This window comes from Streptomyces sp. NPDC044921, assembly GCF_056432865.1.
In genome coordinates this window covers 1-22,270 of the sequence record NZ_JBWKIF010000013.1, presented here as the reverse complement: position 1 = coordinate 22,270, position 22,270 = coordinate 1, and the positions used below count along the sequence as shown (strand labels likewise).

The following is a 22,270-nucleotide window of genomic DNA, read 5'->3' as shown; positions in this document are numbered from 1 at the left end:
ACTGCCTCGAAGCAGGCGGTAACCCCCGGGGTTGCGTCCGCTCGACGGGGTACGGGGAGCCGCTCCCCGTGCCCCGTCGCCGCGGGGTGCCGGCCCCTCTGTATGCCGTAGGGGCGCTACGCGCGTAGACGGCCCCCGTCCCCAGGAGAGTGCGCCATCAACGCGTCCAGCAGCCCTCCGGCCGGAGCGGCGGTCAACGAATCGGTGACCGCCGTCGAGCTCGCCGGGATCACCAAGCGTTTCCCCGGTGTCGTGGCCAACCACGACATCCACCTCACCGTCCGCAAGGGCACCGTGCACGCCCTCGTCGGCGAGAACGGCGCCGGCAAGTCGACGCTGATGAAGATCCTCTACGGCATGCAGAAGCCGGACGAGGGCACCATCGCCGTCGACGGGCAGCAGGTGAGCTTCTCGTCGCCGGCCGACGCCATCGCCCGCGGCATCGGCATGGTCCACCAGCACTTCATGCTCGCCGACAACCTCACGGTCCTGGAGAACGTGGTCCTCGGCAGCGAGAAGCTCTACGGCATCGGTGCCAAGGCCCGCCGCAAGATCAAGGACCTCTCCGAGCGCTACGGTCTCGGCGTCGAGCCCGACCTGCTGGTCGAGGAGCTCGGCGTCGCCGCCCGCCAGCGCGTGGAGATCCTCAAGGTCCTCTACCGCGGCGCCACCACCCTCATCCTGGACGAGCCGACCGCCGTGCTCGTGCCGCAGGAGGTCGACGCGCTCTTCGCCAACCTGCGCGAACTGAAGTCCGAGGGCCTGTCGGTCATCTTCATCTCGCACAAGCTCGGCGAGGTGCTCTCCGTCGCCGACGAGATCACCGTCATCCGCCGCGGCACCACCGTCGGCACGGCCGTCCCCGCCGAGACCACCCCGCGCCAGCTCGCCGAGATGATGGTCGGCAGCGAGCTGCCGACGCCCGAGACGGCCGAGTCCACGGTCACCGACCGCCCGGTCATCACCGTCGACAGGCTGCACCTGGCGGCCCCCGGCGGCAAGGCCCTCCTCGACGACATCAGCTTCACCATCCACGCGGGCGAGGTCCTCGGCATCGCCGGCGTCGAGGGCAACGGCCAGACCGAGCTCGTCGACGCGCTGATCGGTCTGCGGGCCGCCGACTCCGGCACCATCCGGCTCGCCGACGAGGAGATCACCTCCTGGCCGACGCGCAAGCGCCGCGAGCAGGGCGTCGGCTACATCCCCGAGGACCGGCACCGCCACGGCCTGCTGCTGGAGGCCCCCCTCTGGGAGAACCGCATCCTCGGCCACGTCACCGAGAAGCCGCTCGCCAAGGGCGTCTGGCTGGACCCGAAGGCTGCCCAGGAGGACACCCGCCGGATCGTCACGGAGTACGACGTCCGCACCCCCGGCATCGACGTCACCGCGGCCTCCCTGTCCGGCGGCAACCAGCAGAAGCTGATCGTCGGCCGCGAGATGAGCCACAAGCCGCGCTTCCTCATCGCCGCGCACCCCACCCGCGGCGTGGACGTCGGCGCCCAGGCCGCCATCTGGGACCACATCCGCGAGGCGCGCCGCGAGGGCCTGGCCGTGCTGCTGATCTCCGCGGACCTGGACGAGCTGATCGGCCTGTCCGACACACTGCGCGTGATCTACAACGGCAAGCTGGTCGCGGACGCCGACCCGGCCACCATCACCCCCGAGGAGCTCGGCTCGGCCATGACCGGTGCCGCCACCGGGCACCTCGAACACGACGAGACCGCCGAAGAGACCCCCGAGACCCCGGCGAAGGCCCCCGCGCCGTCCGAGTCTCCGGAAGACGAGGCCCGCTGATGAAGAAGTTCGACAAGGAGCGCCTGCTCCTCGCGGTGGCCGGGCCGGTCATCGCGCTCGCCGTGGCCTTCGTCCTGAGCGCGATCGTGCTGATCGCGTCGGGCAAGAGCCCGTTCGAGCCGTTCGCCCTGATGTTCGAGCAGATCGGCTTCTCGGACATCCAGGTGCTGGTGATCAACCAGGCGTCGATGTACTACATCGCGGCCCTGGCGGTGGCCATCGGCTTCCGGATGAACCTGTTCAACATCGGTGTCGACGGCCAGTACCAGCTCGGCGCCATGATGGCCGCCATCGTCGGCGCCCACATGAACCTGCCGGCCGCCCTGCAGATCCCGCTGCTGCTCCTGACCGCCGTCCTCACGGGCGCCTTCTGGTCCGGCATCGCCGGTGTCCTCAAGGTCACCCGCGGCGTCAGCGAGGTCGTCGCCACGATCATGCTCAACGCGATCGCCACCTCCGTGATCGCCTACCTGTGGCTGCCGGACGTCTTCGGCGTGAAGGTCGGCAACAACAACACCACCGGCGAGATGCACGAGTCCGGCTGGATCCCCGGCATCCCGATGGGCGACGCCGGCGAGATCTACGGGCTGGTCCTGCTCGCCGTGCTGCTCGGCATCGGCTACTGGGTCGTCCTCAACCGCACCCGCTTCGGCTTCGACCTGCGCGCCTCCGGCGCCTCCCAGACCGCCGCCGCGGCCAGCGGCGTCGACCCCAAGCGCATGGTGCTCAGCGCCATGCTGATCTCCGGCGGCATCGCGGGCCTGGCCGGCCTGCCGATCCTGCTCGGCGACACCCACACCTACAGCCTGAACTTCCCCACCGGCATCGGCTTCCTCGGCATCGGCATCGCCCTGCTCGGCCGCAACAGCCCCGTCGGCATCGCCTTCGCGGCCCTGCTGTGGGCCTGGCTCGACAAGGCCTCGCCCGAGCTGGACTTCCACGGCTACGACAAGGAGATCGCGGTCATCATGCAGGGCCTGATCGTCCTCTCCGTCGTCGTCTCCTACGAGGCCGTCCGCGAGTGGGGCCTGCGCCGCCAGCAGCGCCGCGTCGGCGCCGAACTGGCCGCCGGTCACGTCCTCGGCGCCCACAACACCACGAAGGAGGTGGCTGGCCGATGACCGCTCCTACCTCGGCGATCGACGTCAACCAGCCCACGCGGCAGTCCGCGGCGCCGACCGGTCGCCGCCTGTCGTGGCCCGTCCTGCTGCTGATCATCGCCGGCGGACTGGCGCTCACCTCGATCGTCCGCCTCATCACCGGCGCCGACGGCATCACCAACGTCAGCCAGATGTCCACCGCGCTCCAGCTCGCCGTGCCGATCGGCCTCGCCGGCCTGGGCGGCCTGTGGGCCGAGCGCGCGGGCGTGGTCAACATCGGCCTCGAAGGCATGATGATCCTCGGCACCTGGTTCGGCGCCTGGGCCGGATTCCAGTGGGGCCCGTGGACCGGTGTCCTGGTCGGCATCCTCGGCGGCGCGATCGGCGGCCTGCTGCACGCCTTCGTCACCGTCACCTTCAACGTCAACCACATCGTCTCCGGTGTGGCGATCAACATCCTCGCGCTCGGCGCCACCCGCTACCTCGCGCCCCTCGCCTTCGAGGGCCACACCGGCGGCTCCGCCAAGCAGTCCCCGGCGGTCGACTCCCTCGGCCACTTCACGGTGCCCGGACTGTCCGACGCGCTGCGGGACCTCAACAACCAGGGCTGGTTCTTCGTCTCCGACATCGCCGGCCTGCTCGGCGGCCTGGTCACCAACGTCTCCTGGCTGACCCTGGTCGCCGTCGCGCTGGTCCCCGCCACCTGGTGGATCCTGTGGCGGACCGCCTTCGGCCTGCGGCTGCGCTCCTGCGGCGAGAACCCGGTGGCCGCCGAGTCCCTCGGCGTCAACGTCTACAAGTACAAGTACATCGCCGTCGTCGTCTCCGGCGGTCTGGCCGGCCTCGGCGGTGTCTTCCTGTCCATCGTGGCCAACCCCTTCTACCTGGAGGGCCAGGTCAGCGGCCGCGGCTTCATCGGCCTCGCGGCGATGATCTTCGGCAACTGGATGCCGGGCGGACTCGCCCTCGGCGCCGGCCTGTTCGGCTACACCGACAGCCTCAACCTGCGCGGCGGCTCCGCCAACGTGCACGCCCTGCTGCTGCTCGGCGCGCTGCTGCTGGTCATCGGCGCGATCTGGCTGGTGATCCGCAAGAAGTACGTCCCGGCGGTGATCACCGCGGTCGTCGCCGCCCTGGTGTTCGCCTGGTACGCCTCCACCGACGAGGTCCCCAACCAGGTCGTCTCCGCCACCCCGTACGTCATCACCCTGGTCGTCCTCGCGCTGTCCGCCCAGCGGTTGCGCATGCCGCGGGCGAACGGGCTGCCGTACCGGAAGGGGCAGGGCAAGTGACCGACGCCGGCCCGGCCGTCGACTGGGAGCGGTTGCGCGCGGTGGCCCGGGACGCCATGTCCCGGGCGTACGCCCCGTACTCCGGCTACCCGGTCGGCGTGGCGGCCCTGGTCGACGACGGCCGGATCATCTCCGGCTGCAACGTCGAGAACGCCTCGTACGGGATCGGTCTGTGCGCCGAGTGCGGCCTCGTCTCCGAGCTGCACAACACCGGCGGCGGCCGGCTGACGCACTTCGCCTGCGTCGACCGCGACGGCGCCCCGCTCGTGCCGTGCGGGCGCTGCCGCCAGCTGCTGTACGAGTTCGGCGGCCCGGACCTCCTGCTGGAGACCCCGGAGGGGATCCTGCCGCTGTCGGAGATGCTGCCGCAGGCCTTCGGGCCCGGCCACCTCAGCAAGTAACCCCCGTGCGGCCCTCCTGAGTCGATCAGGGGGGCCGTACGGCTTGTGGAACCCTCGGAAGGAAGCCAAGCCATGGCCATGGACGCCATCTCCGTCATCCGCGCCAAGCGGGACCGCGGCGAACTCAGCGACGAGCAGATCGACTGGGTCATCGACGCGTACACCCGCGGGGAGGTCGCCGACGAGCAGATGTCCGCGCTCGCCATGGCGATCCTGCTCAACGGCATGAACCGCCGCGAGATCGCCCGCTGGACGGCCGCGATGATCGCCTCCGGCGAGCGCATGGACTTCTCGTCCCTGTCCCGCCCGACGGCCGACAAGCACTCCACGGGCGGCGTCGGCGACAAGATCACTCTCCCGCTGGCGCCGCTGGTCGCCGCCTGCGGCGCGGCCGTCCCGCAGCTGTCGGGCCGCGGCCTCGGCCACACCGGCGGCACCCTGGACAAGCTGGAGTCGATCCCCGGCTGGCGGGCCCTGCTCTCCAACGAGGAGATGCTGCACGTCCTCGACACCACGGGCGCGGTGATCTGCGCGGCGGGCGACGGCCTGGCCCCCGCCGACAAGAAGCTGTACGCGCTGCGCGACGTCACCGGCACCGTCGAGGCGATCCCGCTGATCGCCTCCTCGATCATGTCGAAGAAGATCGCCGAGGGCACGGGCTCGCTGGTGCTGGACGTGAAGGTCGGCACCGGCGCCTTCATGAAGACCATCGAGGACGCCCGCGAACTGGCCTCCACCATGGTCGGCCTGGGCACCGACCACGGCGTGCGGACGGTCGCGCTCCTCACCGACATGTCGACCCCCCTGGGCCTCACCGCCGGCAACGCCCTGGAGGTACGCGAGTCGGTCGAGGTCCTGGCCGGCGGCGGCCCCGCTGACGTGGTCGAGCTGACGGTCGCCCTGGCCCGCGAGATGCTCGACGCGGCCGGGGTGAAGGACGCCGACCCGGCGAAGGCCCTGGCCGACGGTTCGGCGATGGACGTCTGGCGGCGGATGATCGCGGCCCAGGGCGGCGACCCGGACGCGGCCCTGCCGGTGGCCCGCGAGCAGCACGTGATCAAGGCGCCCGCCTCCGGTGTCCTCACCCGCCTCGACGCCTACGCCATCGGGGTCGCCGCCTGGCGCCTCGGCGCCGGCCGGGCCCGCAAGGAGGACCCGGTGCAGGCGGGCGCGGGCGTGGAGATGCACGCCAAGCCGGGCGACACGGTGACCGAGGGGCAGCCGCTGCTCACCCTGCACACCGACACCCCGGACCGCTTCGCGTACGCCCTGCAGGCCATCGAGGGCTCCTACGACATCGCCGCCGCCGGCACGGACTTCACCCCGTCGCCGGTGGTGCTGGAGCGCATCGCCTGACCCGCGTCCGTCCCCCGGGGACACGAAAGTCCCCCGGGAACACGAAAAGGGGCGGCGCACTCCGACGGTTGCCGGGTGCGCCGCCCCTGGGCGTGTGCCGCGGTGCGCGAGGCGGCCCGCGCCGCCATGGCGGCTACTTCGGGTCGGCGTCGAACCGGGCCGTCGACCAGAAGTAGCCGAGGACCGCGAGGCCCAGGCACCAGGCCACCGCGAGCCAGCCGTGGTGCCCGATCCCGGTGCCCAGGAGCAGTCCGCGCAGGGTCTCGATGGCGGGGGTGAACGGCTGGTACTCGGCGATCGGCCGGAACCAGCCCGGCATCGCGTCCAGCGGGACGAAGGCGCTGGACAGCAGCGGCAGCAGGATCAGCGGCATCGCGTTGTTGCTCGCCGCCTCGGCGTTCGGGCTGACCAGGCCCATGCCGACCGCGATCCAGGTGAGCGCCGTGGCGAAGAGCACCAGCAGTGCGAACGCCGCGAGCCATTCCAGCACGGTGGCGTCGGTGGAGCGGAAGCCGATGGCCACCCCGACGGCGCCGACGAGGACCACGCTGACGATCGACTGGAGCACGCTGCCGACGACGTGCCCGATGATCACCGAGCCGCGGTGGATCGCCATGGTGCGGAAGCGGGCGATGATCCCCTCGGCCATGTCGTTGGAGACGGAGACCGCGGTGCCGATCGTAGTGCTGCCGATGGTCATCAGGAGCAGACCCGGGACGATGTAGGCGATGTACACGGACCGGTCCGGAGCGCCGCCGCCGATGCCCGCGCTCATGGTGTCGCCGAAGATGTAGACGAAGAGCAGCAGCAGCATGATCGGCGTGAGCAGCAGGTTCAGCGTCAGCGACGGGTAGCGCCGGGCGTGCAGGAGGTTGCGGCGCAGCATCGTGGACGAGTCGCGCAGGGCGAGGGAGAGCCGGGCCGGGCGGGCGGGGGCCAGGGGGGAGCTCATCGGGCAGCCTCCTCGGGCTGGACGGGCCGGCGGGTGCCGCCGGTGAGGGCGAAGAAGACGTCGTCGAGGTCGGGGGTGTGCACGGTCAGCTCGTCGGCCTCGATGCCCGCGGCGTCCAGCCGGTCGAGCACCGAGCGCAGCTCGCGCTGGCTGCCGTCGCTGGGGATGTGCAGGACGAGGGCGGTGTCGTCCCGGGTGACCCCGTCGTGCAGGGCGGAGGCGGCGCGGCGGTAGGCGGCCGGGTCGGTGAAGCGGAGCCGGACGTGTCCGCCGGGCACGAGCCGCTTGAGCTGCTCGGCGGTGCCCTCGGCGGCGATCCTCCCGCCGTCGAGGACGGCTATCCGGTCGGCGAGTTCGTCGGCCTCCTCCAGGTACTGGGTGGTGAGGAAGACGGTGACGCCGCCGGTGACCAGTTCGCGGATGATCTGCCACATGGTGTGGCGGGAGCGCGGGTCGAGGCCGGTGGTGGGCTCGTCGAGGAAGATGACGCGCGGGCCGCCGACCAGGGTCATGGCGATGTCGAGGCGGCGCTTCATGCCGCCGGAGTAGGTGGAGGCGGGCCTCTTCGCCGCGTCGGCGAGGCCGAAGCGTTCCAGCAGCCCGGCGGCGACGCGGCGGCCCTCGGCCTTCGGCAGGTGGTGCAGGTCGGCCATGAGGAGCATGTTCTCCTCGCCGGTGATCAGCCCGTCGACCGCGGAGAACTGCCCCGTGACGCCGATCCCGGCCCGCACGGCCTGCGGACGGGTGGCGAGGTCGTGCCCGCCGATGCGGATCTCGCCCGCGTCGGCGCCGATCAGGGTGGACAGGATCTTGACGACGGTGGTCTTGCCGGCGCCGTTCGGGCCGAGGAGGGAGAAGACCGTCCCCTCCGGGACGGCCAGGTCGACGCCGTCGAGGACGGTCTTGTCGCCGTAGGACTTGCGCAGCCCGGTCGCCGCGATGGCCAGGTCCGTCATGGGGAGGTGCTCCTTCAGGGGTCTCGGGTGGCTACAGGCTGCGGGCGGTGATGTCGCCGTAGGCGGTGGTGGCGTCGATGGTCAGGGCGGCGGCGCCGTCGGCGTTGCGGAGCGCGTTGTGGATCCGGCCGTAGGAGGTGCCGGCGTCCAGGGAGGCGGAGACGCCGCGGGCGGCGCCGACCGTGATCCCGCCGTGCTCGGTGCGCAGCGTGACCCTGCCGCGCAGGGCCTCGGCGACGCTGATGTCGCCCTTCCGGGTGCTGATCTCGGCGGGGCCGTGCAAACGCCCGACGGAGACGTCCCCGGCCGACACGGTGAGGCGGGCGCCTTCGGCCTCGTCGAGCTTGACCGTGGCCTGCGCGCCCTCGAAGGCGACCTCCCCGAGCCGGCCGACGCCGCGGAGCCCGCCCGCGGCCGTCTTCGCCTCCACGCGGGAGCCGGCGGGCAACTGGACGGTGATCTCGACGGACCCGGAGTGCCCGAGCACCCGGTTCTTCGCCTCCGGGGCGGTGATGCGCAGGACGCCGTCGGCGAAGACGACCTCGAGCCGCTCCGCGGCCTGCACGTCGCGGCTCCTGGAGGCGTCGGCGGGCAGGACCTCGACCGTGGTGTCGGCGCGGTCGGCGGCGATGAACCGGATGGCGCCGGCGGGAACGTCGAGGACGGCGGAGACCGGGGCGGGGCTGGGGAACGTCTGCATCGTGCATTCCTTCGATCCGTGTTTCCGACGCCGCAAACGCTACGTTGCGTTCACGGAGACGGCAACAAGCTTGTTGCGAAGGAATAGCGTTATTGCAGGTAGGCATTGGTATTTCGTTGCAACGGGTCGAAATCTAACGCAACGGTCCGGTGAGGAGGGCGTTGCAATAAAGGGAAGTGAACACTACTGTGGAGCCTCCACGCACCACGGAGGAGATCGTGATGCCGGGAGGCAGGCTCACCCAGCAGGAACGCCAGCAGATCGCGCTGGGACTGGCCGACGGACTCGCCTACGCGGAGATCGCCCGGCGCCTGGACCGCCCGACCTCGACCATCACGCGCGAGGTGATGCGCAACGGCGGCCCCACCGCCTACCGCGCCGACCTGGCCCACCGGGCCACCGAGCAGCGCGCCCACCGCCGCAGGCGGGCCGCGCCCCGGGGCGCCGGCGCGCCCCCGCTGCCCCACGGCCGGGACCCCGAGGCCGTGCGCGCGTACGAGGAGGTGTTCACCACCCTCTTCATGCAGCAGGGCCTGCCCAAGATGATGGCGCGGGTGCTGACCTGCCTCTACACCACCGACGAGGGCAGCCTCACCGCCGCCGAACTCGTCCGCCGCCTCCAGGTCAGCCCGGCGTCCGTCTCCAAGGCCGTGGCGTTCCTCGAGGGCCAGGGCCTCATCCGCCGCGAGCGCGACGAGCGCCGCCGCGAGCACTACATCGTCGACGACGACGTCTGGTACCAGTCGATGATCGCCGCCGCCCGGGGCAGTGCCCGGATCGCCGAGGCCGCGCGGCAGGGCGTCGGCGTCCTCGGTCCCGGCACCCCGGCCGCCGTCCGCCTGGAGGGCATCGCCCGCTTCGTCGACTTCGTCACCGAGAGCATGGCCCGCGCGGCGGAACAGGCCCGCGACGTCCTCTACACCAAGCCCCCCACGACGACGGACGGCGCCCCCGGGCCGGCCGGGACCGCCACCGACCGAAGGACGGCCGCCGGCTGAGGGCCCGTCACCCCAGCAGGGCCGCCACCACCACCAGGACCGGCACCGCCAGCACCGTCGACAGCAGGATCGCCTCCCTGGCCAGCACCTCGCCCACCCGGTAACTGCTCGCGTACGTGAACAGGTTCTGCGCCGCCGGCAGGGCGGACGTCACCACCACGTCGAGCAGGGGCGCCCCGCGCAGACCGAACACGCCCGCCGCCAGAGCCCAGGCGACCAGGGGCTGGACGACCGACTTGAGGGTCACGGCGAGCAGCACCGGGGCCCGCTCCGCGCCGCGCAGGGGGAGGGTGCTGCCGCGCAGGGAGATGCCGAAGGCCAGCAGGACCGCCGGGACCGACATGTTCCCGATCAGGACGAGGGGGTCCATCAGCGGCCCCGGCACCGTCAGGCCCGACGCCGACGCCGCCACCCCGGCCAGGGAGCCCAGCGCTATCGGATTGCGCAGCGGCGTGAGCAGACGCTGCCACAGGGGCCGTCGCGCCCCGCCGCTCGCCAGGTCCAGGACCGTGAGCGCCACCGGTGTGACACCGACCAGCTGGAACAGCAGCACCGGTGCGACCAGTGACGCGTCGCCCAGCACGTACACGGCGATCGGGATGCCCAGGTTCCCGGAGTTGACGTAGCTGGAGCACAGCGCGCCGATCGTCGTCCGGCCCACCCCCCAGCCGCGCGCGGCGCCCACCGCCGTGAAGACACCCGCCGCCGCTGCCGTGCTCAGCGCCGTCACCAGCAGCCGGTCGGAGAAGATCACCGACAGGTCGGCCCGGGCGAGCGTCGTGAACAGCAGGGCGGGGGAGGCGACGTGGAAGGCGAGCCTCGTGAGCACCTCGCGCCCGCCGTCGCCGAGATACCCCCGGCGTCCGATCAGGTATCCGACCCCGATCACGACGGCGATGACGGCGAAACCGCTCAGCACCCCCCGCACGGCACCCCCCGACCGGCGGAGGGGGAGTCACGCGGCGCGGGAGGGGCAGATGCATGGGGCATACAGCAAACCCTCCGGGGCGGGCCGCACCCAGGTCAATGTGATCCTCCCGGCGCCACGGGAAGGGGCCGCCCCGATGAGTTACCGCCGACCGCCCGGTCTACCGATCGTGGACGCCATGACACCGCCCGTGCTCGTACTGCCCGGACCCGTCACCAGGGACGAGGTGAGCGGGCTGAGCGACGACGTACGGGCACTGCTGCAGGGCGGCGGCGCCCGGGTCGTAATCTGCGACGTCGGAGGGCTGGGACCGCCGGGGCTGGCCGCCGTGGACCTGCTGGCGCGGCTGCAGCTGGCGGCCCGCCGGGCCGGGGGCCGGATCCGGCTGCGCGACCCCGACCCGGCCCTATGCGCCCTGCTCGACCTGGTCGGTCTCCGCTTCGAGGTGGAGGGGCAGGTCGAACAGGGGGAACCAGCGCTGGGTGTCGAGGAAGCAGTGGAACCCGGTGATCCGGCCGTCTGAGATCTCCAGCACCTGGACCGCCCACGGCGTGAAGCCGCCCTTGTCCGGGTCGGGCTTGTACTGGGCGAAGCCGGGCAGGCCGTTGACCTGGACCGGCACCAGCCGGGAGCCCGCGCAGGGCGCGCCGAGCGTGGTCATGAAGCCGGTGATGTCCCGCACGCCGGTCAGCCACAGGTCGAACGGCGGCATCGTCATGACGGCGTCCTCGTGCAGCAGGGCCGTCAGCGCCGTCATGTCGTAACCCTCGAAGGCCGCGACGTAGCGGTCCAGCAGCTTCCGCTGGTCCTCGTCGAGCGGGTCCGAGACGGCCGCGTCCGCGCCCGGCTCCTGCCGCTCGGCGAGGGTGGCCCGGGCGCGCTGGAGGGCGCTGTTGACCGACGCCACGGACGTGTCCAGCAGCTCGGCGACCTCGCTCGCCTTCCAGGCCAGCACCTCGCGCAGGATCAGCACGGCCCGCTGCTTGGCCGGCAGCTGCTGCAGGGCGGCCATGAACGCCAGCCGCACCGACTCCTTGGCGACCGCCGCCTCCGCCGGGTCGTCGGTCGTGGGCAGCACGCGGGCGTCCGGCATGGGCTCCAGCCAGGTGTTGTCCGGTCGGGGGGAGAGGGCCGCCTGGGCCAGGGGGGTGGAGTCCGTCAGGTCCATGGGCCGGGCGCGCTTGTTGCCCGCGGTGAGCATGTCCAGGCACACGTTCGTCGCGATGCGGTAGAGCCAGGAGCGGAGGCTGGAGCGGCCCTCGAACTTGTCGTAGCTGCGCCAGGCGCGGACCATCGTGTCCTGCACGGCGTCCTCGGCCTCGAAGGAGGAGCCGAGCATCCGGTAGCAGTAGCCCGTCAGCTCCTTGCGGTGCGCCTCCAGCCTGGTGTCCAGATCCGTCGGTGTCGCCGTGCCGTTCGCCATCTCCACCCACCCCTGTGGACGTTCTGTTCACGCGCCATTGCGCCCCAGCACCTCGGAAGCTACCGCAGCCCACTGACAACGGCCCCCCGAGCGAACGAAGGCGCAGGTCAGCACAGGTGATCCACAGCCCTGCGGGCGGCGCCGGGCCCCTTCGCGCAAGCTGCACCGACAGGGGGGACGGCGCGGCTCAGGCGGCGGCGGTCGTCCGCCGGTGCACGCGCGCCGCGCGCGTTCCGAACACCGTGATCGTCACGACCCCCAGGACCGCCAGCAGCCCGACCCCGACCGTCCCGGCCCAGCCGCCCGCGTGGAAGGCGAGGGCACCGGCCGTGCTGCCCGCGCTGGAGCCGATGTAGTAGGCGGACTGGTACAGCGCGGAGGCCTGCGCACGGCCGTGCGCGGCGGTCTTGCTCACCGCCGACGAGGCCACCGCGTGGCCCGCGAAGAAACCCGCGGTGATGAGGACCAGGCCCAGCAGCACCGGCGGGAGCGACCCCGCCAGGGACAGCAGCAGGCCCGCCGCGGTCGTGCCGCCGGCCGCGTACAGCGCGCCCCGGCGGCCCAGCCGGCCCACCAGGCGCCCGGCCGTCGACGCCGACACCGTACCGACCAGGTACACCAGGAAGATCGAGCCGATGATGCCCTGCGGCAGCGAGAACGGCGCCTCGGTCAGCCGGTAGCCGATGACCGTGTACACCCCGCCGAACACCGTCATGAACAGCGCGCCGATCGCGTACAGCCGGCGCAGCAGCGGGTTGGACAGGTGGTCGCGGACCGTGCGGGCGAGCACCCGGGGCCGCAGCGAGCCGGCCGTGAAGTGCCGCGGGGCGGGCAGCAGCGCCCGGAAGGCCACCGCGCAGGCCACGGCGATCACGCCGATGACACCGACCGCGACCCGCCAGCCCCACTCCTGCGCGACCCAGCCGGTGATGACCCGGCCGCTCATCCCGCCGACGCTGTTGCCCGCGACGAACAGCCCGATCGCGGTGACCAGCGCCTTGGGACTGACCTCCTCCGCGAGGTACGCGGTCGCCGACGCCGGCAGCCCGGCCAGCGCGGCGCCCTGGAGCGCCCGCAGCACGACCAGGGCACCGAGGGAGGGGGCGAAGGGCACCAGCAGCCCGACGGTCACCGCCACGGCCAGCGAGGCCGTCATGACCGTACGCCGTCCGAAGCGCTCCGACAGCGCGCTCATCGGCAGCACGGACAACGCCAGCCCGCCCGTCGCGGCGGCCACGGTCCAGCTCGCGTCGCTCGCCGCCACCCCGAACTCGCCGGAGATCAGCGGGAGCAGCGCCTGCGTGGAGTACAGCAGCGCGAAGGTCGCGACACCCGCGAGGAAGAGGGCGAGGCTCATCCGGCGGTAGCCGGGCCCGCCCGGGGACACACGGGAGTCGGGAGCGGGGACGGAGGCATCGGCGCCCACGACGGTGGACGCCCCGGTACTGGCGGGAGACATGTTTCGAACGTACGGACCCGTCCACTGATCCGTCCAATGCATGGAACGGCCATAATCGTTCCCATGGCGCATCAACACAGTTCAGCGGAGTGGCTGTCACCGTCCGGTGACACAGAAGACATGGTGATGTCGCTGGCGCCGCGCCTGGCGTACTTCGCCGGTGTGGCCCGCACCGAGCACGTCACCCGCGCGGCCCGGGAGATGGACGTCCCGCAGTCGACCCTCTCCCGCTCCATGGCCCGGCTGGAGCAGGACCTGGGCGTCGACCTGTTCGCCCGGCACGGCCGCACGGTCTCCCTCACCCCGGCCGGGCGCGCCTTCCTCACCTCCGTCGAACGCGCCCTGGCGGAGATCGGGCGCGCGGTCGAGGAGGTGCGGGCCGACGCCGACCCCGCCACCGGCAAGGTCGCCTTCGGCTTCCTGCACACCATGGGCGCCGAGACCGTACCCGGCCTCCTCCAGGCCTTCCGCGCCGACCACCCCCGCGTCCGCTTCAGCCTCGTCCAGAACTACGGCGAGGCCATGCTCGAACGCCTCCGCGCCGGCGACCTCGACCTGTGCCTGACCTCCCCGGTCCCCGACGCCCCGGACCTGGTCGCCCGCCGCCTGGACGAACAGAAGCTGCGCCTGGTCGTCCCCGCCGACCACCGCCTGGCCGGCCGTCGCCGTATCCGTCTCGCCGAGGCGGCGGAGGAAACCTTCGTCACCCTGGAGCCCGGCTACGGCCTGCGCCGCATCACCGACGACCTCTGCGAGGAGGCCGGCTTCAAACCCCGCATCGCCTTCGAGGGCGAGGAGGCCGAGACCCTGCGGGGCCTGGTGGCGGCCGGCCTCGGCGTCGCCCTCCTGCCGCCGCCCGCGGTGCCGCGCCCGGGAGTGGTGGAGCTGACGGTCACGGCCCCCCGAGCGGTCCGCGAGATCGGCGTGGCCTGGCTGGAGGGCCACCCGGACACGCCCCCGGTCGCGGCCTTCAAGAAGTTCCTGCTCTCCAGGAGAGGCAGCCTGCTCCCCAGCTGAAGGGGTGCGGCGAACTCCGCGAAGGACATCCGGTGACCCGCACCCGCGGACCGCCGCCGCTCCGCACGACGCTACCGCCGGGAAGGACTGAACCCCGCGGCCAACGGCATCCGCAACCCCAGCGGCGGCGGCGCGGCCAGCGCGTCCCGCACGGGCCGCGACACGGCCCGCCCGAACACCGCCCCCATCACGAAGTCCTCGACCAGCGCCAGCACTTCGTCCCGGTACTGGTGCAACCCGTGCCCGTCCGCGTGCACTTCGAACCGGCACACGTCCCGGTTCGCCTTCTTCGCCCGCGCCGCCAGCCGGAACGACAGCTCGGGGTCGGTCCGCCCGTCGTTCGTGCCGTGCACGATCAGCACCTGCCGGCCCACCAGCTGCTTCACCGGTTCGGGTGGCGCCGCCACGTCCTCCTCCGGCAGCCAGGGAGCGAGCGCCACCACCGAGTTGACGGCCTCGTGCCCGCCCGCGCGCAGCGCCGCCCGCCCGCCCATGCCCACCCCGGCCAGGCACACCGGGACGTCCCCGTACCGTCGTACGGCCTCGTCCGCCGCCCAGGTCGCGTCACGGGCGAGATTCGCCTCACTGCCGTTCCAGCCGCGGCAGCGGTAGTGCACCACGTGCGCGGCGAAGCCCTCCTCCCGGCCCGAGCGGGCCAGCCGGCGCCCCAGGGCGCGCACGGAGGCGGTCGCCAGCAGCGGCGACGGCCTGCGGCTGGAGACCTCGTCACCACCGGGGAGCAGCAGCACCACTGCGCTCACCGCGGCCGGCTCCGGTCCGAGTGTCCTTCCCAGCCGGGCCCTGCGAGCCGGCGTCGCTTGGTGTGCCATGACAGAACAGTGTCAGAAGGGTGGGTGTACACGACCCGTCCTCGGGGTCACCGTTACGTATCGACGGAAACGTAAAGCGGCCGGAACGCGCCGTCTACGCGCGTAGGAAGTAGAGTGCGGAAATGACGAGCCAGACCATCGCGAACACCCCGACCCCGGACCAGATCCGCCGGGCGCCCAAGGTCCTGCTGCACGACCATCTCGACGGGGGACTGCGCCCCGCCACGATCGTCGAACTCGCCCGCGACAACGGCTACACCCGGCTTCCCGAGACCGACCCGGAGAAGCTCGGCGTCTGGTTCCGCGAGGCCGCCGACTCCGGTTCCCTGGAGCGGTACCTGGAGACCTTCTCCCACACCGTCGCCGTCATGCAGACCCGCGACGCCCTGGTGCGGGTCGCCGCCGAGTGCGCCGAGGACCTCGCCGCCGACGGCGTCGTCTACGCCGAGGTGCGCTACGCCCCCGAGCAGCACCTGGAGGGCGGCCTGAGCCTGGAGGAGGTCGTCGAGGCCGTCAACGAGGGCTTCCGGGAAGGGGAGCGGCGCGCCCGGGAGAAGGGACAGCGCATCCGCGTCGGCGCGCTGCTCACCGCCATGCGGCACGCCGCCCGGGCCCTGGAGATCGCCGAACTCGCCAACCGCCACCGCGACCTGGGTGTGGTGGGTTTCGATATCGCGGGTGCCGAGGCGGGCTACCCGCCCACCCGGCACCTGGACGCCTTCGAGTACCTCAAGCGCGAGAACAACCACTTCACCATCCACGCCGGCGAGGCCTTCGGGCTGCCCTCCATCTGGCAGGCCCTGCAGTGGTGCGGCGCCGACCGGCTCGGGCACGGCGTGCGGATCATCGACGACATCCGGGTCCACGAGGACGGCCGGGTCGAACTCGGGCGGCTCGCCTCGTACGTCCGGGACAAGCGCATCCCGCTGGAGCTGTGCCCGAGCTCCAACCTCCAGACCGGGGCCGCGTCCTCCTACGCCGAGCACCCCATCGGGCTGCTGCGCCGGCTGCACTTCCGTGCCACGGTCAACACGGACAACCGCCTGATGTCCCACACCAGCATGAGCCGGGAATTCGAGCACCTCGTCGAGGCGTTCGGTTACACGCTCGACGACATGCAGTGGTTTTCCGTCAATGCGATGAAATCAGCGTTCATTCCTTTCGATGAACGACTGGCCATGATCAATGACGTGATCAAGCCCGGATATGCCGAGCTGAAATCCGAATGGCTGTTCCGTCAGACCGCCTCCACCAGCGGTTCTTCCGTCTCCGAGGACTGACCGGGCGGACATCGGCGCACCGCGCGTGCGGGCGGCTTTCACAATCCGTCCGCATTTCGATGTTTGCGGCGGGCGGTGTGGGGTGTCTACGGTCGCTGGACCGCTCACACACCCCGTCATCCCATTACGAGGACGCCTTTCATGAAGCAGTCTGCTGCCAAGTCCCTCGGTGTCGCCGCTCTCGGTGCCGCCTTCGCCGCCGCCGGTGCGGGTGCCGCGACCGCCGCCCCGGCCCTCCCGGACACCGCCCGGACGCTGGAGACCGCCACCGCGGCGCTCCCGGCGGAGCAGCTCGCCCAGACGCTGCCGGGCTCGGGCGAGGCGCTGGGTCAGGGGCAGACGGCGGCCGGCGCCGGTCTCGCCGCCGCCCAGCCGGTCGCGGAGCAGCTGCTGGCCGAGGGCCCGACCGGCCCCGCCGCCAAGCTGCTGGGCGGCCTCCCGGTGCAGGGCCTGCCCACGAACGGCCTGCCGGTGAACGGCATTCCGGTCGGCTGACCGTACGCCGCGGCGGACACACGCCGACGGGGCGCACCCCTGGACACGGGGTGCGCCCCGTCGGCGTTCCGGGGCGGCGGGTGCGTCACCAGGCCGTCTGCGCCTTGCTCCGCGTCCCGCTCTCCGAGGGCAGCAGGATCCACAGGGCGATGTAGAGCAGGAACTGCGGTCCGGGCAGCAGGCACGAGACCAGGAAGATCACCCGCATCGTCGTCGCGGAGGTGCCGAAGCGCCGTGCCAGTGCGGCGCACACTCCGCCGATCATGCGGCCGTGGGTGGGGCGGGCGAGGCGGGACATGTGCGTCTCCTTCAACGTCGGTGTGCGTGAGGCCTCCGGTCCGAGTACCCCATCTGCGCTCCACGCTACGGAGACGAAGGGGGCAAAGCGTCGCTCCACGGGGCGATCCCGACCCTGGGAATCGTCGGGGTCCGACCCTGAGCCGGCTCCTCCACGGGAAGGGGCGCGCGGGGCGGGCCCGCGGTGGTACGGCGGCGCAGCCAGGAGCGTCCGGCGGGTACCAGGGCGAGGTGCGCGAGGGTGACGCCCACGGTGTTCAGGAACAGCGAGTCGACGTCGACGACCTGGCCGGGCACGCCGGTCTGCAGCAGTTCGATGCCCAGCGACAGCAGGGCGCCGGCCGCGGCCGTGCGCAGCAGGGACACCAGGGGTGAGACGGCCAGCCGGCCGCTCACCAGCGGCAGCAGCACGCCCAGCGGGGCGAGCAGGGCGATCTTCTCGCCGATGGGGCGGACCGCCCCCGGCCAGCCGAGGGCGAGATCGGCCCGGATGCCGGCGAAGGGCCGCAGGTTGGCGGGCATGACCCAGGGCACGTCCAGCGGACGCAACGTCAGCCAGGCGACGAACGCCAGGTGCGCGACGAGGAGGACACCTCCTGCCACCCGGATACGGAACGCGGCGCTGCCGCCGATGGAGCCTTGACGCTGCACGCCCCCCTAGACGCCGCCCCCGGCGGGATCGGTTCCGGGAAGGGCCCCGTTACGCCGGTGAGGCATGCGCCACAGCGGGCCCGCGTCACTCCGCGGCGACCTCCTTCGAGGGGGGTTCCGTGCTGCCCGGGCGGGCCCGCACCTCGTCGGTGCACTCGTAGCGGCGCGGCGGCTCGGCGCCGGGGCCCGCCAGGACCACCGAGCCGTCGCCCTCGGCGGCCGCCGAGTCGGAGAAGGTGCAGACGATCTGCGCGAGGGCGTACGAGGTGAGGCTCTCCGGCGCCGTGCCGAGCCGCAGCGTGTCGTCCGGGTCGCCGGGCCGGGGTCCGCCCACGGTGATGCCGCCGCGGACGTCCGTGCTGTACCCGGCCTCCTTCTCGGCGGGGGAGGGCGGCTGCGCGAGCTGGTCCAGCAGGCCCTGCGCGACCAGGATGCGCCGCTCGGAGTCGGCCGCGCCGTCCGGGACCCGTACGGTCCGGTCGACGGTCACGAGCTGGGAGCCGCACAGCAGGAACACCTGCACGGGCAGCCCTCGGGCGGCCTGCGCCGACACGTCCGGCTCGGCGAGCGCGCACTGCACCCGCGAGGGCGCGGGCCCGAAGTTCGTCGGCACTTCGGTGGCCCGGATGCCGCACCCGGCGAGCAGCAGGGCGAGCACGGACAGACCGGCCGGCCGCGACAGCGCCCTCGACCGCCGCCGACCGCCCGGAGCCCGGCCCGTCGCGGCGACGGGCCGGGTGCGGGGGGCCGGGCCCGCGCCGCGGGTGGCCGCAGCGGTGGCGGTCCGTGGGCGTCGTATGGTCATCGGGCGTCCCCCTTCGCGTCCTCGCCCTTGGCCCGGCCGATGCCGTCCGCCGGCTTGTCCTCGCCCTCGGCGGGCCGCTCCCCGGGCTCGGAGGAGTCGCGCGGCAGCCGCAGGGTGAAGACCGCGCCGGAGTCGGGCGAGTTGGCGGCGGTGATCTCGCCGCCGTGGATGTGCGCGTTCTCCTGGGCGATGGACAGGCCGAGCCCGCTGCCCTCGGACCGCGGCCGGGAGGCGCTGGCCTTGTAGAAGCGGTCGAAGACGTGCGGCAGGACGTCCTCGGGGATGCCGGGCCCGTTGTCCTGCACCTCGATGACGACCGAGTCGTCCTCCTCGCGGACGGACACCCGCACCGGGGAGCCGCCGTGCTTGAGGGCGTTGCCGATCAGGTTGGCCAGGATGACGTCCAGCCGGCGCGGGTCGAGCCGGGCGTGGATGCCGCGCTGGGCGTCCAGTTCCACCGCGTCCAGCCAGGCGCGGGCGTCGATGCAGGCGGTGATCTGGTCGGCGATGTCGACGTCGTCCAGGACGAGCCGCGCGGTGCCCGCGTCGAACCGGGTGACCTCCATCAGGTTCTCGACCAGGTCGTTCAGGCGCCGGGTCTCGCTGACGACGAGCCGGACGGCCGGCTCGATCATCGGGTCCATGCTCCCGGTCTCCGCCTCCAGCTCCTCCTCCAGCACCTCCGTCACGGCGGTGATGGCGGTCAGCGGCGTGCGCAGCTCGTGGCTCATGTCCGCCACGAACCGCCGGGAGGCCTCGTCCCGGGCGGCCATGTCGGCGACCCGTTGCTCCAGCGCCTCGGCGGCGTTGTTGAACGTCCGCGACAGATCGGCCAGTTCGTCCGTCCCGGACACCCTCAGCCGGGTGTCCAGCTTGCCCTCGCCGAGCCGCCGCGCGGCCGCCCCGAGCCGTTGCACCGGCTTCAGCACGGTCGTCGCCGCGGCCTGCGCGAGCAGCGCCGAGCCGATCAGCGCCAGGCCGGTCGCGATCCCCAGCGACCAGGCCAGCGAGTTGAGGTCCTTGGCCTCCGGCTCCAGCGACTTGAGCATGTAGCCGGTCGGGCCGCCGCCGATCACGCGCGTCCCCGCCACCAGGTACGGGGTGTCGTGGGCGACTATCCGCTGCCAGTACAGGTGGTGGGGGTGCTTGTTGGTCCCGTCCACCTTCTGCGTCTTGTTCACCGCCGTGCGCAGCGACACCGGCACGTCCCGCAGCGAGAAGCCGCTCAGCCCGCCGGAGCTGCCGTAGACGGTCTTGCCGTCGGCGTTGCGGGCCACCAGCAGCACGCTGAAGCGCTGGTCGCTGCCCGCCATCTGCCCGGCCGTGTGCTGCAGTTCGTCCTGCGTCGGTCGCTCGGGCAGCGCGCTCGCCCGGTTCTGCATCTCCTGCTCGAAGTCCCGCAGCACGGCGTCCTGGGTGCGGGTGAGCACGGCCTCGCGGTTGAGCCAGTACGCGATGCCGGACGCGGACACGGCCGCCGTCAGGGCCACCAGGCCGAAGACGAGGACCAGCCTCAGCCGCAGGCTGGTGAAGCGCAGCCGCGACAGAACTCCCTTGCGTGCCGCGGTCCAGCCGCGGTTCCCCCCTGGGTCGTGCTGGGTCACTGAGGCGGATCCAGCCGGTAGCCGACACCGCGCACGGTACGGATCAGCGTCGGGGACGACGGCACGTCCTCGACCTTGGCGCGCAGCCGCTGGACACAGGCGTCCACCAGCCGCGAGTCGCCCAGGTAGTCGTGCTCCCACACCAGCCGCAGCAGCTGCTGCCGCGACAGCGCCTGCCCCGGCCGCCGGCTCAGCTCCAGCAGCAGCCGCAGCTCGGTCGGCGTGAGCTGGAGGTCCTCGCCGTTCTTGGTCACGGTCATCGCCGAGCGGTCGATGACCAGGCTGCCGAAGGTCGCCGCGTCGTTGGACTCCCGCTCGCCGCGCCGCAGCACGGCCCGGATCCGGGCGTCCAGCACCCGTCCCTGCACCGGTTTCACCACGTAGTCGTCGGCGCCGGACTCCAGCCCGACCACCACGTCGATGTCGTCGCTGCGCGCGGTCAGCAGGATGATCGGCAGTTGGTCCGTGCGCCGGATGCGCCGGCACACCTCGAACCCGTCGATGCCGGGCAGCATCACGTCCAGCACGATCAGATCCGGCCGCTGCTCGCGCAGCAGCTTCAGACCGTCCTCACCACTGGCAGCGGTCGCCACGCGGTGTCCCTGGCGCGTCAGTGAGAGCTCCAGGGCCGTCCGGATGGCGTCGTCGTCCTCGATCAGCAACAGGGAAGGCACGGGCTCATTCTGGCCCATGGAGGGCTCGGGGTTCGACCGGTGGGCCCGAGAGGATGCCGCCGGTACCCCCGACGCCTGTGGACCAGGTGTGTCCGGCCTGCGGCCGACCTCTGTGACAGGTCTGTGACAGTCGGCGGACACGGCCATGAAAGTGCCGCGGCAAGCTTCTCGGCACAGGCAAGGAAGCCCGCCCGACCGGCGGGCCGCACACACCGGAAGTCCACGACGGGGGGCGCGAGATGAACACGCTGCACGGCACCAGCACCAGCGCTGTGATCACGCGTCTGCACGACGTGCACGCGCACCGGGGTTCCGAGAAGTCCGGTGCTGTGAGCGGGCGGGGGTGCGCTCGCGGCGCCGGGCGTCAGCACACCGCGTTCATGACGGTGGTTGACGCGCACACGGGGGAGAACAAGGGGACGGGGGCGGTTCACGGGGGAGCCGCGTACGGGGAGGACCCGGGGGAGCGCCGCTCGCTGACGGAGGCGGAGTTCACCGCCTACGTCCGGGAGCGCCGCGCCTCCCTGTACGCCACCGCCTACCACCTCACCGGCGACCGCTTCGAGGCCGAGGACCTGCTGCAGAGCGCGCTGTTCTCGACCTACCGGGCGTGGGACCGGATCAGCGACAAGGCCGCGGTCGGCGGATACCTCCGCCGCACCATGACCAACCTGCACATCAGCGCCTGGCGGCGCCGCAAGCTCAACGAGTACCCGACCGAGGAACTGCCGGAGACGCCCGGCGACACGGACGCGATGCGCGGCACCGAGCTGCGCGCGGTCCTGTGGCAGGCGCTGGCCCGGCTGCCCGAGCTCCAGCGCACCATGCTGGTCCTGCGCTACTACGAGGGCCGCACGGACCCGGAGATCGCGGAGATCCTCGACATCAGTGTCGGCACGGTGAAGTCCAGCATCTGGCGGTCGCTCCGCCGGCTGCGCGAGGACGAGGTCCTCAGCTTCGGCCGTGACGAGGAGGACGCCTTCGGCGAGCTCGTCGCCTGAAGGTACGGGGGGGAGCACCCCGAGGAGGGGGCCCACGGGGGATCCGTGGAGACGCTGGGGGGCGTCTTCCCGGGAGAGTGGGGACACGGGGGGCACGGGGGAGCGGGACTGGAGGGCCGGGGGGTCCGTCCAGTCCCGCTTTCGTGTGCGCCCGGCCCTAGGTGTATTGCCTTGTGAGGTTGGGGACGCGGCTGGCGGGTGGTTGGCCCTTGAGCGCGGTGTGTCCGCGGTGGTGATTGTAGGAGTGCAGCCAGTCC

23 protein-coding genes and 1 pseudogene are annotated in these 22,270 nt (G+C 72.4%); 11 read left to right on the top strand and 13 right to left on the bottom strand.

What is annotated here, in order from left to right:
* Positions 1-204: 204 nt before the first annotated feature.
* The 5 genes from AC07DA_RS21135 to AC07DA_RS21115 all read left to right on the top strand — a co-directional run bounded on the left by AC07DA_RS21135 (position 205) and on the right by AC07DA_RS21115 (position 5,943).
* Positions 205-1,794, top strand: a complete 1,590-nt coding sequence (locus AC07DA_RS21135; protein WP_479129714.1) for an ABC transporter ATP-binding protein — start codon at positions 205-207, stop codon at positions 1,792-1,794.
* A complete protein-coding gene (locus AC07DA_RS21130) occupies positions 1,794-2,915 on the top strand; it encodes an ABC transporter permease (RefSeq protein WP_479129713.1) in 1,122 nt (373 codons plus the stop codon). The genes AC07DA_RS21135 and AC07DA_RS21130 overlap by 1 nt, the downstream gene beginning before the upstream one ends.
* Positions 2,912-4,186 (top strand): ABC transporter permease, encoded by a 1,275-nt coding sequence (locus AC07DA_RS21125; RefSeq protein WP_479129712.1) that lies wholly within the window; start codon positions 2,912-2,914, stop codon positions 4,184-4,186. The genes AC07DA_RS21130 and AC07DA_RS21125 overlap by 4 nt, the downstream gene beginning before the upstream one ends.
* On the top strand, positions 4,183-4,587 hold the full coding sequence (locus AC07DA_RS21120) for a cytidine deaminase (protein ID WP_479129711.1): 405 nt from the start codon (positions 4,183-4,185) through the stop codon (positions 4,585-4,587). Before AC07DA_RS21125 ends, AC07DA_RS21120 begins: the two co-directional genes overlap by 4 nt.
* A 72-nt stretch (positions 4,588-4,659) precedes the next feature.
* Positions 4,660-5,943, top strand: a complete 1,284-nt coding sequence (locus AC07DA_RS21115) for a thymidine phosphorylase (RefSeq protein WP_479129710.1) — start codon at positions 4,660-4,662, stop codon at positions 5,941-5,943.
* Between the two features lie 133 nt (positions 5,944-6,076).
* Here AC07DA_RS21115 and AC07DA_RS21110 read toward each other — a convergent pair whose 3' ends face one another.
* From AC07DA_RS21110 to AC07DA_RS21100, 3 genes are read right to left on the bottom strand one after another with little or no spacing between them, the layout of a single operon-like run.
* A complete protein-coding gene (locus tag AC07DA_RS21110) occupies positions 6,077-6,895 on the bottom strand; it encodes an ABC transporter permease (protein WP_479129709.1) in 819 nt (272 codons plus the stop codon).
* Entirely contained in the window at positions 6,892-7,851 is a 960-nt protein-coding gene (locus tag AC07DA_RS21105) for an ATP-binding cassette domain-containing protein (protein ID WP_479129708.1), read from the bottom strand. Before AC07DA_RS21105 ends, AC07DA_RS21110 begins: the two co-directional genes overlap by 4 nt.
* 31 nt (positions 7,852-7,882) lie before the next feature.
* Positions 7,883-8,551 (bottom strand): DUF4097 family beta strand repeat-containing protein, encoded by a 669-nt coding sequence (locus AC07DA_RS21100; protein WP_479129707.1) that lies wholly within the window; start codon positions 8,549-8,551, stop codon positions 7,883-7,885.
* Between the two features lie 221 nt (positions 8,552-8,772).
* On the opposite strand from AC07DA_RS21100, the gene AC07DA_RS21095 reads away from it, so the two are divergent.
* The gene (locus AC07DA_RS21095; RefSeq protein ID WP_479129706.1) at positions 8,773-9,549 is read left to right on the top strand and encodes a GbsR/MarR family transcriptional regulator; all 777 of its coding nucleotides are present in this window, start codon (positions 8,773-8,775) and stop codon (positions 9,547-9,549) included.
* A 7-nt stretch (positions 9,550-9,556) separates the two neighbouring features.
* Here AC07DA_RS21095 and AC07DA_RS21090 read toward each other — a convergent pair whose 3' ends face one another.
* The gene (locus AC07DA_RS21090; protein WP_479129705.1) at positions 9,557-10,477 is read right to left on the bottom strand and encodes an AEC family transporter; all 921 of its coding nucleotides are present in this window, start codon (positions 10,475-10,477) and stop codon (positions 9,557-9,559) included.
* 136 nt (positions 10,478-10,613) lie between these two features.
* Here AC07DA_RS21090 and AC07DA_RS21085 point away from each other — a divergent pair, with 136 nt between their 5' ends.
* Positions 10,614-11,000, top strand: coding sequence for an STAS domain-containing protein (locus AC07DA_RS21085; protein WP_479129704.1), 387 nt, complete (start codon positions 10,614-10,616; stop codon positions 10,998-11,000).
* Here the strand turns inward: AC07DA_RS21085 and AC07DA_RS21080 are convergent.
* Complete coding sequence (locus AC07DA_RS21080; RefSeq protein ID WP_479129703.1) at positions 10,884-11,900, bottom strand: sigma-70 family RNA polymerase sigma factor; 1,017 nt, start codon at positions 11,898-11,900, stop codon at positions 10,884-10,886. The two genes, AC07DA_RS21085 and AC07DA_RS21080, sit on opposite strands and share 117 nt — an antisense overlap.
* Before the next feature lie 187 nt (positions 11,901-12,087).
* The gene (locus AC07DA_RS21075; RefSeq protein WP_479129702.1) at positions 12,088-13,359 is read right to left on the bottom strand and encodes an MFS transporter; all 1,272 of its coding nucleotides are present in this window, start codon (positions 13,357-13,359) and stop codon (positions 12,088-12,090) included.
* Positions 13,360-13,422: 63 nt separating this feature from the next.
* Here AC07DA_RS21075 and AC07DA_RS21070 point away from each other — a divergent pair, with 63 nt between their 5' ends.
* A complete protein-coding gene (locus tag AC07DA_RS21070; protein WP_479129701.1) occupies positions 13,423-14,376 on the top strand; it encodes a LysR family transcriptional regulator in 954 nt (317 codons plus the stop codon).
* A gap of 71 nt (positions 14,377-14,447) precedes the next feature.
* Here AC07DA_RS21070 and AC07DA_RS21065 read toward each other — a convergent pair whose 3' ends face one another.
* The gene (locus AC07DA_RS21065) at positions 14,448-15,206 is read right to left on the bottom strand and encodes an alpha/beta hydrolase (protein WP_479129700.1); all 759 of its coding nucleotides are present in this window, start codon (positions 15,204-15,206) and stop codon (positions 14,448-14,450) included.
* Positions 15,207-15,328: 122 nt separating this feature from the next.
* Between AC07DA_RS21065 and AC07DA_RS21060 the strand changes: the two genes are divergently transcribed.
* Positions 15,329-16,486, top strand: a complete 1,158-nt coding sequence (locus AC07DA_RS21060; RefSeq protein WP_479129699.1) for an adenosine deaminase — start codon at positions 15,329-15,331, stop codon at positions 16,484-16,486.
* Positions 16,487-16,627: 141 nt separating this feature from the next.
* A complete protein-coding gene (locus AC07DA_RS21055; protein WP_479129698.1) occupies positions 16,628-16,981 on the top strand; it encodes an ATP-binding protein in 354 nt (117 codons plus the stop codon).
* 85 nt (positions 16,982-17,066) lie between these two features.
* On the opposite strand, the gene AC07DA_RS21050 is transcribed toward AC07DA_RS21055, so the two are convergent.
* From AC07DA_RS21050 to afsQ1, 5 genes are all read right to left on the bottom strand, one after another.
* Positions 17,067-17,279, bottom strand: a complete 213-nt coding sequence (locus AC07DA_RS21050; protein ID WP_479129697.1) for a PspC domain-containing protein — start codon at positions 17,277-17,279, stop codon at positions 17,067-17,069.
* Positions 17,280-17,344: 65 nt separating this feature from the next.
* A complete protein-coding gene (locus tag AC07DA_RS21045) occupies positions 17,345-17,929 on the bottom strand; it encodes a VanZ family protein (RefSeq protein ID WP_479129696.1) in 585 nt (194 codons plus the stop codon).
* Between the two features lie 85 nt (positions 17,930-18,014).
* Positions 18,015-18,734 (bottom strand): hypothetical protein, encoded by a 720-nt coding sequence (locus tag AC07DA_RS21040; protein WP_479129695.1) that lies wholly within the window; start codon positions 18,732-18,734, stop codon positions 18,015-18,017.
* A complete protein-coding gene (locus AC07DA_RS21035; RefSeq protein WP_479129694.1) occupies positions 18,731-20,338 on the bottom strand; it encodes an ATP-binding protein in 1,608 nt (535 codons plus the stop codon). The genes AC07DA_RS21040 and AC07DA_RS21035 overlap by 4 nt, the downstream gene beginning before the upstream one ends.
* Positions 20,335-21,012, bottom strand: a complete 678-nt coding sequence (afsQ1, locus tag AC07DA_RS21030; protein WP_010048893.1) for a two-component system response regulator AfsQ1 — start codon at positions 21,010-21,012, stop codon at positions 20,335-20,337. Before afsQ1 ends, AC07DA_RS21035 begins: the two co-directional genes overlap by 4 nt.
* Positions 21,013-21,251: 239 nt before the next feature.
* Here afsQ1 and AC07DA_RS21025 point away from each other — a divergent pair, with 239 nt between their 5' ends.
* Positions 21,252-22,013: a SigE family RNA polymerase sigma factor gene (locus tag AC07DA_RS21025; protein WP_479129693.1), complete on the top strand. Its 762-nt coding sequence runs from the start codon at positions 21,252-21,254 to the stop codon at positions 22,011-22,013.
* 157 nt (positions 22,014-22,170) lie between these two features.
* Here AC07DA_RS21025 and AC07DA_RS21020 read toward each other — a convergent pair.
* Positions 22,171-22,270 (bottom strand): annotated as a pseudogene (locus tag AC07DA_RS21020) (IS481 family transposase); the annotation flags it as partial.

Bases quoted from the DNA above. Each gene is read 5' to 3' on its own strand.
- AC07DA_RS21130 (WP_479129713.1), top strand. From the start codon at position 1,794: ATGAAGAAGTTCGACAAGGAGCGCCTGCTCCTCGCGGTGGCCGGGCCG.
- AC07DA_RS21125 (WP_479129712.1), top strand. From the start codon at position 2,912: ATGACCGCTCCTACCTCGGCGATCGACGTCAACCAGCCCACGCGGCAG.
- AC07DA_RS21115 (WP_479129710.1), top strand. From the start codon at position 4,660: ATGGCCATGGACGCCATCTCCGTCATCCGCGCCAAGCGGGACCGCGGC.
- AC07DA_RS21110 (WP_479129709.1), bottom strand. From the start codon at position 6,895: ATGAGCTCCCCCCTGGCCCCCGCCCGCCCGGCCCGGCTCTCCCTCGCC.
- AC07DA_RS21105 (WP_479129708.1), bottom strand. From the start codon at position 7,851: ATGACGGACCTGGCCATCGCGGCGACCGGGCTGCGCAAGTCCTACGGC.
- AC07DA_RS21100 (WP_479129707.1), bottom strand. From the start codon at position 8,551: ATGCAGACGTTCCCCAGCCCCGCCCCGGTCTCCGCCGTCCTCGACGTT.
- AC07DA_RS21095 (WP_479129706.1), top strand. From the start codon at position 8,773: ATGCCGGGAGGCAGGCTCACCCAGCAGGAACGCCAGCAGATCGCGCTG.
- AC07DA_RS21085 (WP_479129704.1), top strand. From the start codon at position 10,614: ATGAGTTACCGCCGACCGCCCGGTCTACCGATCGTGGACGCCATGACA.
- AC07DA_RS21080 (WP_479129703.1), bottom strand. From the start codon at position 11,900: ATGGCGAACGGCACGGCGACACCGACGGATCTGGACACCAGGCTGGAG.
- AC07DA_RS21075 (WP_479129702.1), bottom strand. From the start codon at position 13,359: ATGTCTCCCGCCAGTACCGGGGCGTCCACCGTCGTGGGCGCCGATGCC.
- AC07DA_RS21070 (WP_479129701.1), top strand. From the start codon at position 13,423: ATGGCGCATCAACACAGTTCAGCGGAGTGGCTGTCACCGTCCGGTGAC.
- AC07DA_RS21065 (WP_479129700.1), bottom strand. From the start codon at position 15,206: ATGGCACACCAAGCGACGCCGGCTCGCAGGGCCCGGCTGGGAAGGACA.
- AC07DA_RS21060 (WP_479129699.1), top strand. From the start codon at position 15,329: ATGACGAGCCAGACCATCGCGAACACCCCGACCCCGGACCAGATCCGC.
- AC07DA_RS21055 (WP_479129698.1), top strand. From the start codon at position 16,628: ATGAAGCAGTCTGCTGCCAAGTCCCTCGGTGTCGCCGCTCTCGGTGCC.
- AC07DA_RS21050 (WP_479129697.1), bottom strand. From the start codon at position 17,279: ATGTCCCGCCTCGCCCGCCCCACCCACGGCCGCATGATCGGCGGAGTG.
- AC07DA_RS21040 (WP_479129695.1), bottom strand. From the start codon at position 18,734: ATGACCATACGACGCCCACGGACCGCCACCGCTGCGGCCACCCGCGGC.
- AC07DA_RS21025 (WP_479129693.1), top strand. From the start codon at position 21,252: ATGAACACGCTGCACGGCACCAGCACCAGCGCTGTGATCACGCGTCTG.